General features: G+C 43.4%; 9 protein-coding genes and 1 pseudogene. 8 read left to right on the forward strand and 2 right to left on the reverse strand.

Annotated features, from left to right (window positions below):
• Nucleotides 1–32: 32 nt before the first annotated feature.
• Nucleotides 33–1,883 (reverse strand): annotated as a pseudogene (locus PPBDW_RS14430) (hybrid sensor histidine kinase/response regulator); the annotation flags it as partial.
• A gap of 203 nt (nt 1,884–2,086) precedes the next feature.
• Complete coding sequence (locus tag PPBDW_RS14435) at nt 2,087–3,259, reverse strand: 3-phenylpropionate MFS transporter (protein WP_036788884.1); 1,173 nt, start codon at nt 3,257–3,259, stop codon at nt 2,087–2,089.
• Nucleotides 3,260–3,618: 359 nt separating this feature from the next.
• On the opposite strand from PPBDW_RS14435, the gene acs reads away from it, so the two are divergent.
• The 8 genes from acs (at nt 3,619) to dusB (ending at nt 12,501) form a co-directional block, all read left to right on the forward strand.
• Nucleotides 3,619–5,568, forward strand: a complete 1,950-nt coding sequence (acs, locus tag PPBDW_RS14440; protein ID WP_036788886.1) for an acetate--CoA ligase — start codon at nt 3,619–3,621, stop codon at nt 5,566–5,568.
• Between the two features lie 515 nt (nt 5,569–6,083).
• On the forward strand, nt 6,084–6,536 hold the full coding sequence (aroQ, locus tag PPBDW_RS14445; RefSeq protein WP_036788888.1) for a type II 3-dehydroquinate dehydratase: 453 nt from the start codon (nt 6,084–6,086) through the stop codon (nt 6,534–6,536).
• 26 nt (nt 6,537–6,562) lie between these two features.
• On the forward strand, nt 6,563–7,024 hold the full coding sequence (accB, locus tag PPBDW_RS14450; protein ID WP_036788890.1) for an acetyl-CoA carboxylase biotin carboxyl carrier protein: 462 nt from the start codon (nt 6,563–6,565) through the stop codon (nt 7,022–7,024).
• Nucleotides 7,025–7,039: 15 nt separating this feature from the next.
• The gene (accC, locus tag PPBDW_RS14455) at nt 7,040–8,383 is read left to right on the forward strand and encodes an acetyl-CoA carboxylase biotin carboxylase subunit (protein ID WP_036788892.1); all 1,344 of its coding nucleotides are present in this window, start codon (nt 7,040–7,042) and stop codon (nt 8,381–8,383) included.
• Nucleotides 8,384–8,578: 195 nt separating this feature from the next.
• The gene (locus tag PPBDW_RS14460) at nt 8,579–8,860 is read left to right on the forward strand and encodes a YhdT family protein (protein ID WP_036788894.1); all 282 of its coding nucleotides are present in this window, start codon (nt 8,579–8,581) and stop codon (nt 8,858–8,860) included.
• On the forward strand, nt 8,853–10,307 hold the full coding sequence (panF, locus tag PPBDW_RS14465; protein WP_036788896.1) for a sodium/pantothenate symporter: 1,455 nt from the start codon (nt 8,853–8,855) through the stop codon (nt 10,305–10,307). The genes PPBDW_RS14460 and panF overlap by 8 nt, the downstream gene beginning before the upstream one ends.
• 167 nt (nt 10,308–10,474) lie before the next feature.
• Nucleotides 10,475–11,359: a 50S ribosomal protein L11 methyltransferase gene (gene prmA / locus PPBDW_RS14470; RefSeq protein ID WP_036788898.1), complete on the forward strand. Its 885-nt coding sequence runs from the start codon at nt 10,475–10,477 to the stop codon at nt 11,357–11,359.
• A 176-nt stretch (nt 11,360–11,535) separates the two neighbouring features.
• The gene (gene dusB, locus PPBDW_RS14475; RefSeq protein ID WP_036788900.1) at nt 11,536–12,501 is read left to right on the forward strand and encodes a tRNA dihydrouridine synthase DusB; all 966 of its coding nucleotides are present in this window, start codon (nt 11,536–11,538) and stop codon (nt 12,499–12,501) included.
• Nucleotides 12,502–12,521: the final 20 nt, after the last annotated feature.

Consider the following 12,521-nt stretch of genomic DNA (forward strand, 5'->3'; position numbering starts at 1 on the left):
GTTAAATGACGCTCTTATTTGAGCGTCTATTATTATTTTTTTATTAATAAACAATTATTTAATATAGATCGCAACTTAAGCGGTTTAACCGGTTTGCTTAAAAAACCAAATCCTTGCTGGCGAATTATTGCTTGATTGTCCGTTAACCGATCGGCACTAATCACCACCCCTTTAAAGTGCAAACCTAATTGTGAACGGCATAACTGTAAAATCTCTAACCCCGTTTGCTGTTTTGCAAGGTGATAGTCACTTAAGATTACATCAGGTTGCCAACCATCGATAAGTCGTTGCATTGTTTGAGCTTTATTTTCAGCAATACGCACCTCACAGTGCCATTGCTCTAATAACGTTTTCATCGCGACTAAAATCTCTGACTCATTATCAATACATAGCACCTTTAATCCAGCTAATGAAGCACCAGCAGAGTGAGATAATAATGACGTTGGTAATGACAACATTGAGGGTGAACTACGCCCGACAGCTAATGAGAATACGGTCCCTTGTTGAGGCCATGAACGCAGCCCTAAGGGATGATCTAAAACTCGAGAAATACCTCGAGCAATCGCTAACCCCAACCCTAAACCATGTTCAGCGCCAGTTTGGTCCATTCGAGTAAATTCATCAAAAATATCTGCTTGCTGCTCGATGGGGATACCAGGACCATTATCCCAAACCTCAATCACCAGTTGCTCGCCACGGCGACGCACGCCTAATAGCACTCGTCCTTTAGGGTTATAGCGAAAAGCATTGGTTAAAAAGTTTTGTAACGCACGTCGAAGTAATTTAATGTCAGAAAGGATCACCGCGTTACTCATCACCACCTTAAAATCAATTTGCTGCTGCTTAGCTAACACCCCAAATTCCGCTTGTAACACACTCAGTACATCACTCACTCGCACTGGCGCTATATGAGCGGCTAACTTGCCAGCTTGTAAGCGCGATACATCCAATAGGTCACCAATCAAATCTTCTGCCGCACCTAAAGCACTGGTTATGTGGGCAGCTAAGCGAGCACTTTGTTGACCTTCATTTATTTCAACTAATGCCGATGAAAATAACCTTGCGGCATTAAGTGGCTGCATTAAATCATGACTCACTGCTGCTAAAAACCGGCTTTTAGAGCGTGCTTGTGATTCTGCTTGTTGAGTTGCCACAACCAATTGCTGATTCAGTTGTTCCAATTGCTGAGTACGTTTTTTTACTCGCTCCTCAAGCTGCTCATTGGACTCTTTCAGAGCAGCCTCAGCTTGGCGAAAAACGGTAATATCGCTAAAGCTCATCACAAACCCACCACCTGGCATTGGATTACCTTGAACCTCAATAACCTGACCATCAGCACGTACTCGTGATGAGGTATGGGCTGTTCCCTGCTGCAGATGTTGCACTCGCTTGGCAACATGCCATTCAGAATTCCCTTCACCACATAAACCTTGTTCAGCGTTATAATGGATCACTTCTGCAATAGGCCGTCCAACTTTAATTAATCCAATGGGAAAGGAAAATAATTCTAAGTAACGTTGATTCCACGCTACCAACCGTAATTGTTTATCAACCACAGCAATCCCTTGACTAATATGTTCAATCGCTCCTTGTAATAAGCCGCGACTAAAATCAAACATCGCTGATGCTTCATCAACAATAGTCGCAACATCTTCCAATTTCATATCACGATTCTGCAATGCGGATGTGAGTACCAACTTTGCTGATACCTCACCAAAAACAGAGGCTAAGACTTTTTCCGTATGCAATATTATTGCTGGTGATGCTTGTTGATCGGCTAACAGCTGACATTGTTGCTGCTGAGAGAATTGTGCAAAAGCCTGCTGAATGCGTTTACGTCCGACAAACCTTGCCGCTAATGTTTCGAGCTCCATCACTGTAATGCTTGCATTCATTATCAACATCCCTTGATTATCCCACCTCACTGTAACGGAGTTATTGACCTTGACTCAATCGATACTGATCACAAAAATTAGGATAACGTTAATATTGCTATTACGCTGTACGAGTTAAAATTCAAATAAAAAAAAGCGCACCCATTACTCGGTACGCTTATTCATCATCGCTATTGGAATTTACCTAATAATCAATTTATTTGTGGGGTTAATACTTGAGATTTTTTATCGGGTAATGGCAACCTAATAAAGAATACAGGTATTGCCATTACAGCCATTACCCAAAATACATCGGCGCCCCAATCCCCATAAATCCAACCACTCACTGAGGTTAAAATAGCCATCACAGCACCTAACGGAATCGCGTTATACAACGACTGTAGTGCTACCATATGATTACTTGGTGAGCGTTCAATATAACGAATCGCAGCTAAGTGAGCAGCAGCAAAGGTCACACTATGTAGTGACTGCACCGCAAACATTGCCCACTGATCAGTAATGGTCGCGGTTAATCCCCAACGAACTAACACGCCAATAGCAGCTAAACGGAACATATTATTAATTGACCAGTTGGCAAATAAGCGCTTACTAACCAGAAACATTCCAACTTCAGCCGCAACACTGAAACTCCATAAATAACCAATCACCGACTCATCAAAGCCAATTTTTTGCCAATAAATCGAACTGAAACCATAATAAGCAGCATGACTACCCTGCAACAATGCTGTAATCAACATCAATTTAATCACTGAGCTATCACGCAAAATATGCATTAACGCAGGACGAACCTGCTGATGACTATTAACATCCACCGGCATAACAACGGGGTTACGCGCTGCCATTATTTGTGCAAAGCCTAAGCCCGCTAAAGCAACCCATGGAATAATATCTGCCCCATAACGCTGGGCACATAAACCCACTATAGTCGAGCCGACAATAAAAGCAATTGAACCCCATAAACGGGTACGGCCATAATCTAAATGGCCTTCTTTAGCGTAATGGTTAGTAATAGCATCTGAAATTGGCACAATCGGCCCAGCAGATAAGTTAAATAAAACGGTCACCGCCGCGAGTGCCCATAAATGCCCCCCACAGACAATATAAATAATACATGCCACCAGCCCAAGTAATGTAAAACCACGTAGTGCCGGAATTAAATGCTCAACTTTATGGATACGAGGAGTGATCACTAGATTGGCAATACAGCGCACTGCAAAACCTAGCCCTAATAGCAAACCAATATCAGAGTCATTGACCCCTATATGTTTAAACCAAATCGCCCAAAAGGGTAAATACACCCCGTAAGAAAAGAAAAATCCCAATAGATATTGGGATGTCCAGCCATAAGGCTTACTTTTAAACATAATCGGTCTCAAAATGTGGTAGATGAAAAACTAAGCTATTATGCCGTAAATCAACCACTATTCCGTAATGATTCAGTAATCTTTACTCGAAAATAACAAATATTTGCAACCTAGTTGCGACCATTGTCACACGCAATTTTAGTACACTCACAAACTTAACAGCCAAGATAGCGCACAAAACGCAATGCAACATTTATGCAACATGTTAATTATTCCCTTTTTGCCGCAATCTCATCCTAAAGTCTAATTGTCGTTAATCACAGAATCCCCCACTTTAACGATTAATACCGTCGAAACCGTTGTTTGTACAAGATTACAAACACAACACCCAATAGGGAAATAACCCAAGGAGAACAGGGATGAGTGAGGTTCATATTTACCCGGTAGATAATGCAATTGCGAGCAATGCTCATATTAATAATGACCAATATCGTGAGATGTACCAGCAATCAACGATAAACCCTCAAGGTTTTTGGCGTCAACATGGACAAATCCTTGATTGGATCACTCCTTACACTAAGGTTAAAAATACTTCATTTGATAGTGGCCATGTCAGTATTAAATGGTTTGAAGACGGTGAACTTAATGTGTCGGCTAACTGTATTGATCGCCACCTTGCTGATCGTGGCGATCAAGCAGCAATTATTTGGGAAGGTGATGATCCTAATGACGATGCGACCCTAACCTATAACGATCTTCATCAACAAGTATGTCAATTTGCCAATGCACTCAAAAGCCAAGGAGTACGTAAAGGTGACGTCGTCTGTCTTTACATGCCAATGGTAGCAGAAGCGGCCGTAGCAATGCTGGCTTGTACTCGCATTGGCGCTGTACATACCATCGTATTTGGAGGCTTCTCACCGGAAGCTCTTGCTGGTCGTATTATTGATTCTAATGCCAAAGTTGTGATCACCGCTGATGAGGGGGTTCGTGGTGGACGCGCGGTTCCTTTAAAACAAAACGTTGATGATGCGCTGGCTAACCCGCACGTTACCAGTGTTGAAAAAGTAGTGGTGTTTAAACGTACTGGCGGCAATATTGAATGGCACAATGAACGCGATGTCTGGTGGCATCAAGCAACAGCGGTAACTTCAACCCATTGCGCTCCAGAGCCAATGAATGCAGAAGATCCACTGTTTATTCTTTACACCTCAGGCTCGACTGGTAAACCTAAAGGCGTACTGCATACCACTGGCGGTTATCTTGTTTATGCTACGATGACTTTTAAATATGTCTTTGACTATCAACCTGGCGATGTTTATTGGTGTACTGCTGATGTCGGCTGGATCACCGGCCACAGTTATTTAGTTTACGGACCATTAGCTAACGGTGCGACCACGGTTCTATTTGAAGGCGTGCCTAACTATCCATCCACTAGCCGCATGAGCGAAGTAGTAGATAAGCACCAAGTCAATATCCTCTATACAGCCCCAACCGCGATTCGAGCCTTAATGGCCAAAGGTGATGAAGCAATTGCTGGCACGAAACGATCATCGTTACGTATCATGGGATCCGTTGGTGAACCCATTAATCCTGAAGCATGGGAGTGGTATCACCGTACTATCGGTGACAGTCGCTGTCCAATCGTTGATACCTGGTGGCAAACAGAAACTGGCGGCATTCTCATTACTCCCCTCCCTGGTGCAACCATACTCAAACCTGGCTCAGCCACTCGACCATTTTTCGGCGTACAACCCGCATTAGTTGATAACATTGGCAATATTTTAGAAGGCACCACCGACGGCAACTTAGTCATGACCGACTCATGGCCAGGACAAATGCGTTCCTTGTGGGGCGATCACGAGCGCTTTGAACAAACCTACTTCTCAACCTTCCCTGGCATGTATTTTTCTGGAGATGGTGCTCGTCGCGACGAGGATGGTTATTACTGGATCACAGGTCGTGTTGATGATGTGCTGAATATTTCGGGTCATCGAATGGGAACGGCTGAAATAGAATCGGCATTAGTCGCATTTGATAAAATAGCAGAAGCGGCGATTGTCGGCATACCGCACCCAATTAAAGGCCAAGCAATTTATGCTTATATCACCCTTAATGACGGTGAGTTTCCTAATGCCGAGTTACATAAAGAAGTAAAAGATTGGGTACGTAAAGAAATAGGCCCAATTGCAACCCCTGACTTTATTCACTGGACCGATGCATTACCTAAAACTCGCTCAGGTAAAATCATGCGCCGTATTCTACGCAAAATTGCTACAGGTGATACAGGCTCTCTTGGTGATACATCGACATTGGCTGATCCAAGTGTGGTTGATAAACTCATTGCAGAGAAACAGCAATTACTTTGAAGCTCATTAACAAAATAACAAATTAATTAAACTGAATCTAAAGACCGCAACCTGCGGTCTTTTTTCAGGCCGCTATTAATGATAATTTAAAATCAATTCAGCTTAGGATAAGCTATTTAAGGCTAAAATATCGTGTTAACCTGCTCGGCATTGATAATATTTATTGAAATAACACCATTAAATAACCCTTTAAATCGTGTTTTTTTAGCGCCATTATCACACCGTAGTAATAACTAACAAAAACACAGTTTTATTACTAAATTCTTGCACTTAGTTACGTTACATTGACGTAGGATGAACGCATTCACATCTACTAACATTCTTACAACGGCTTACACCTGTTCGCGCAAAAATGTGGTGATTAGACCAGTATTTTGCTGCGATTTGCGTTGAATTCTCTATAATTGGTTCACAATTAATGTTTAGCAGTAAAAAAACGGACACATGGAAGTCAACTTGTAGATAGCCACAAGTTGTTCGAGTTTAACCTCATAAACCAGTGATGAGACCTCAAGATGCCGACCGTTAAACGAATTTTACTTATTAATGGACCTAACCTAAATTTATTAGGTCTACGTGAGCCCGACCATTATGGTCAGCAAACGCTCACGCAACTCGTGCACCAACTAACAACCAAAGCCGTTGATTTAGGTGTGACGTTAGAGCACATTCAATCGAATGCAGAACATGAGTTAATTGATGCGATTCACCAAGCTTATGCTAACGTGGATTTTATTATAATAAACCCAGCAGCCTTCACTCACACTAGCGTTGCTATTCGTGATGCCTTACTTGGAGTTGCTATTCCGTTTATTGAAGTACATCTATCTAACGTTCACGCACGTGAACCTTTTCGTCATCACTCTTACTTATCGGATAAAGCCGTAGGAGTGATTTGTGGCCTTGGCCCTGACGGTTATGAATTCGCCCTACAGGCAGCGGTTAATCGCCTGCATGCAGATAGCTAACTGAACAATATATAAAGAGAAAAATAATGGACATTCGTAAAATTAAGAAGCTAATTGAACTAGTAGAAGAATCTGGTATTGCAGAGCTAGAAATTTCTGAAGGTGAAGAGTCAGTTCGAATCAGTCGCAGTGTTCCTGCAACTGCAATGCCACAACAATATGCTGTTGCTCCTATGGCTGCACCTGTTCAAGCAGCACCTGTTACGGAAGCACCTGCATCATTCCAAGCACCAGAAGCACCTGTTGTTGCTCCTGGCCATAAAGTACTATCACCGATGGTAGGTACTTTCTACCGTGCTCCAAGCCCTGAAGCAAAGAACTTTGCTGAAGTGGGTCAATCAGTCGACATTGGCGATACGCTATGTATCGTTGAAGCAATGAAGATGATGAACCAAATTCAAGCAGACAAAGCAGGTAAAATCGTTGCGATTCTTGCAGTCGATGGCGATGCAATTGAATTCGACCAACCGCTTGTAATCATCGAGTAATCGAGGCTCCTGGCTATGTTAGATAAATTAGTAATTGCGAACCGAGGTGAAATTGCACTTCGAATTCTTCGCGCATGTAAAGAATTAGGTATTAAGACTGTTGCTGTTCACTCAACAGCAGACCGTGACCTAAAGCACGTATTATTAGCTGATGAATCAGTGTGTATTGGTCCCGCTCGCGGTATCGATAGCTACCTTAATATTCCTCGTATTATTAGTGCAGCAGAGATCACTGGCGCAGTAGCGATTCACCCTGGTTACGGTTTCCTGTCTGAAAATGCAGATTTTGCCGAGCAAGTAGAGCGTTCTGGCTTTATTTTTGTTGGCCCTAAAGCTGAAACTATTCGTCTAATGGGCGATAAAGTATCAGCTATCAATGCCATGAAAAAAGCCGGTGTACCTTGTGTACCTGGTTCTGATGGCCCACTTGATGACGACGAAACGAAAAACAAATCTTTCGCTAAACGCATTGGTTACCCAGTTATCATTAAAGCATCTGGCGGCGGCGGCGGTCGTGGTATGCGTGTAGTACGTTCTGAAAAAGAACTGACTGAAGCGATTGCCATGACGCGTGCAGAAGCAAAATCTTGCTTTAATAATGACATGGTTTACATGGAAAAATACCTTGAAAACCCACGTCACATCGAAGTACAAGTACTCGCTGATGGCCAAGGTGGTGCAATTCATTTAGGTGAGCGTGACTGTTCAATGCAACGTCGCCACCAAAAAGTAGTTGAAGAAGCACCAGCACCAGGTATTACCGAAGAAATGCGTAAATACATCGGTGAACGTTGTACGCGTGCATGTTTAGAAATCAATTACCGCGGCGCAGGTACTTTCGAGTTCCTTTATGAAAACGGTGAGTTCTACTTCATTGAAATGAATACCCGTATTCAAGTTGAGCACCCAGTAACTGAAATGGTCACTGGCGTTGACTTAATTAAAGAGCAATTACGCATTGCTGCCGGTCAACCGTTATCATTTAGCCAAAAAGACATTCAAATTCGCGGCCATGCCGTTGAGTGTCGTATTAATGCTGAAGATCCTGAGCGCTTCCTGCCTTGTCCTGGCACGATCACCCGTTTCCACTCACCAGGTGGCATGGGTATTCGTTGGGAATCTCATATCTACACAGGCTACACCGTACCGCCTTACTATGATTCAATGATTGGTAAGTTGATTGCTTATGGTGAAAACCGTGATGTGGCGATCTCACGTATGCGTAATGCATTAAGTGAAATGATCATTGATGGTATTAAAACTAATATCCCACTTCAGCAAGATATTATGGCTGATGAAAACTTCCAAAAAGGTGGTGCTAATATTCACTACCTTGAAAAGAAGCTTGGTTTACAGTAATAACGTTATTTAACGTTAAAAAGGCTGCCTAAGGGTGGCCTTTTTTATTTTTAACAACAGCACATCCTATGTGCTACGTACTAGACATGGCATAAACCCCTATCTTTTGCCACAATAGCCCCCTTTTTTGACCGCTATCACTGATTATTTCAATTCACTGATAAGTCATTTACCAATAACAACTGGAGAAACCGCATGAAAACGCTTTCTGCCCGCTATCGCCAAGCGCATAAAGAAGCGCGCTGGGCGATAGGACTTGCGTTAGCTTATTTTCTTTGGTGGTATGTTTCCGCCTATGGGTTTGCCCCCGCTATTAATGACCTCAGTATGCCAACCCTCTATTTTGGTTTCCCATTATGGTTTTTGCTGTCATGCATTATTGGCCCGATTGTTTTTACGATACTTTGTGCCCTGATGGTCAAATTTATTTACCACGATCTCCCTCTTGAAATAACAGACGATAAACCACATGAATAGCCAACTTATCATTCCCTTAGTGCTCTATTTAGCCGCCGTTTTTGGGGTTGCACTCTATACTCGCCGTTTTCAGGGTAAAGGCAATTTCCTTACCGAATATCTCGTCGGTGGTCGTAGTATGGGTGGCTTTGTACTCGCGATGACCCTTGCGGCCACTTATGCCAGTGCTAGTACCTTTATTGGCGGCCCAGGAGCGGCTTATAAGATGGGTCTTGGATGGGTATTACTGGCCATGATTCAATTACCCGCAGCATGGCTGACATTAGGCGTACTCGGTAAAAAGTTTGCCATTGAATCTCGACGTCATAATGCATTAACTCTTAATGATATTTTATATGCTCGCTACCAACACCGAGGCGTAGTGATCTTTGCTTCCTTATCACTATTATTAGCCTTCTTTGGCACCATGGTAGTGCAATTTGTTGGTGGGGCACGGTTACTACAAACCGTCACTGGCCTGTCTTACACTCACGGCTTAATGTTGTTTGCTATCACGGTTGGACTCTATACCACCATTGGTGGCTTTCGCGCTGTAGTAATGACCGATACCATTCAAGGGATCATGATGATCATCGGTACGATCGCACTATTAGCGGGGATCATTCATACCGGAGGCAGTGTGGGTGCGTTGGTGACAAAACTGCATGATATCGATCCAGCCTTAGTATCACCTTATGGTCCCAATCACTTTTTAAGCCAACCGTTTATGCTGAGTTTTTGGATCTTAGTCTGTTTTGGAGTTATCGGTTTACCTCATGCCGCTGTACGTTGCATGTCATACAAAGACAGTCGCTCACTACACAAAGGGATGGTTATCAGTACCATTATGGTCGCCCTATTAATGTTCGGCATGCACTTAGCCGGTGCGCTCGGCCGCGCAATCGTGCCAGATATCGCTAGTCCTGATCAAATCATGCCAACTTTAATGGTGACAGTATTACCACCAGCCGTTGCAGGGATCTTCTTAGCCGGTCCAATGGCAGCAATTATGTCGACCATTGACTCTCAATTAATTCAAGCATCTGCGACCTTACTGAAAGATTTATACATTAATTACATTAACCCTAAGATAGCCGAAGGTGAAGCTGCCGAAACCAAATTGCCCAAGTTATCATTATGGGTTACCGCTATTTTTTCAGCACTGGTTTTTGTCGCTGCAATGAACCCACCCAATATGATCATTTGGCTCAATCTGCTCGCCTTTGGTAGCTTACAAGCGGTATTCCTATGGCCATTAGTATTGGGGCTATATTGGGAAAAAGCCTCAGCAACAGGCGCGTTTGCCTCGATGATTGTTGGCCTAACCACCTATTTAGGACTGTCATTAGGTAAACCCGACATGGGTGGTATGCATGCGATTGTACCGACATTAATCATTGGCTTAATCGCCTTTATTATCGGCAGTTATGCACGCCCAAATAAACAGAAAATCGCCGACGTTAACTGATCTTTTACGGTTAATTTCGCCAACATAACTAAAAATAACCAAGAGCGTATCTGCCGATACGCTCTTTTTTTTATCTATTGTTTAGCATCTGCTAATGGGGATTGGTGAAATTTCATGCTAGACTGCGCCCCCTATGTTCAAGTAGTCACAAAATAAGCGAATAACCCATGCCTTGGATTCAAATTAAACTGAACGCTACTGCAGAGAACGCAGAAGCAATTGGCGACATGCTAATGGAAGAGACTGGTGCTCTATCCGCCACTTTCCTTGACGCACAAGACACGCCAGTTTTCGAGCCTATGCCAGGTGAAACCCGTTTATGGGGTGATACTGACGTAATTGGTTTGTATGATGCTGAAGCCGACATGGATTTCGTGCTGAACATGCTAAAAAACAGCCCGCTAATTGCTGATGATTTTGCTTATAAAATCGAGCAGTTAGAAGATAAAGATTGGGAACGTGAGTGGATGGATAATTTCCACCCAATGCGTTTTGGTCGCCGTTTATGGATTTGCCCAAGTTGGCGTGAAGCACCTGAACCAAATGCCGTTAATGTCTTGTTAGACCCAGGTTTAGCATTTGGTACCGGTACTCACCCAACCACATCATTGTGTCTTGAATGGTTAGACGGCCAAGATTTAACTGGTAAAACCATTATCGATTTTGGTTGTGGTTCAGGCATTTTAGCCATTGCCGCGCTTAAATTAGGCGCAGCAAAAGTGATCGGTATTGATATCGATCCACAGGCTATTTTAGCTTCTCGTGATAATGCTGAGCGCAATGGCGTTTCAGACAATCTAGAGCTATATCTACCCCAAGATCAACCACAAGGCATTCAAGCTGACGTGGTCGTTGCTAACATTCTAGCCGGCCCACTGCGTGAATTATCGCCAGTGATTAAGAGCTTGGTTAAAAAGGGTGGTGATCTTGCAATCTCTGGTGTACTTGAGAGCCAAGCCCAAGATGTTGCGACCTATTACAGCGATGAAATCACATTAGATCCAGTAATGGCACGCGAAGAGTGGTGTCGTATCTCGGGTCATAAAGCATAAAATTTACGGTAATTGGTTGCTGCTGTTGATTATTATTAATTAATTTATCGGGTCAATTGATTGAAAATCATACGATTTTGACAAACAAAATCATCATGCTCAATTATTGGCCTTTTCAGCAGCGTAAAAAATGCGTAAAATGCGCGCCCTTACTGGCATAGTCAGGTAGAGACATTTTGCATATCGGTCCATATCAACTTAAAAACCAACTGATAGTCGCGCCAATGGCGGGTGTGACCGATCGGCCATTTCGTGAATTATGCCTTCGCTACGGTGCAGGCATGGCAGTTAGCGAGATGATGTCGTCAAATCCAGATCTCTGGAAGACGTCTAAATCGCTCAATCGCATGGTTCATGAAGGTGAATCAGGGATTCGTTCGGTTCAGATAGCAGGGGCTGATCCAAAATTGATGGCCGAAGCTGCGCAATTCAGTGTTGAAAACGGTGCGCAAATCATCGATATCAACATGGGATGCCCAGCCAAGAAAGTAAATAAACGATTAGCCGGTTCTGCGCTACTGCAGTATCCCAATCTTATTGAAGATATTCTTCGAACAGTGGTGGACGCAGTAGATGTGCCTGTTACGCTTAAAACCCGTACGGGCTGGGATCTGGACAACAGGAACTGTGTCAACATAGCTAAACTCGCCGAACAATGCGGCATACAGGCCCTCGCCCTTCATGGACGTACCAAGGCTTGCATGTACAAAGGTGAAGCGGAATATGACTACATTAGAGCGGTGAAACAAGCCATCTCAATCCCAGTTATCGCTAACGGTGATATCGATAGCCCGGAGAAGGCACGCTTTGTACTGGATTATACCGGTGCCGACGCTCTAATGATTGGCCGACCTGCACAAGGGAAGCCGTGGATTTTTAGAGAAATCCACCATTACTTAACAACCGGTGAACACCTCGCTGCACCGTCAATTGACGAAATCAGTGAAATTATGTTGGGTCATGTTAAGGAACTTCACCAATTTTATGGTGATTACCTAGGATTACGCATTGCACGTAAACACGTGTCTTGGTATTTGAAAGAGCATGCACCAGCAGGTGATTTCCGCCGGACCTTCAACGCACTCGAGGATGCTCAACAGCAAATCGATGCGCTGCAAGGCTACTTCGAAAACGTTGCATAAATACTAGAAGAGCTTACAGA

The organism is Photobacterium kishitanii (genome assembly GCF_000613045.3).
GTDB lineage: Bacteria > Pseudomonadota > Gammaproteobacteria > Enterobacterales > Vibrionaceae > Photobacterium > Photobacterium kishitanii.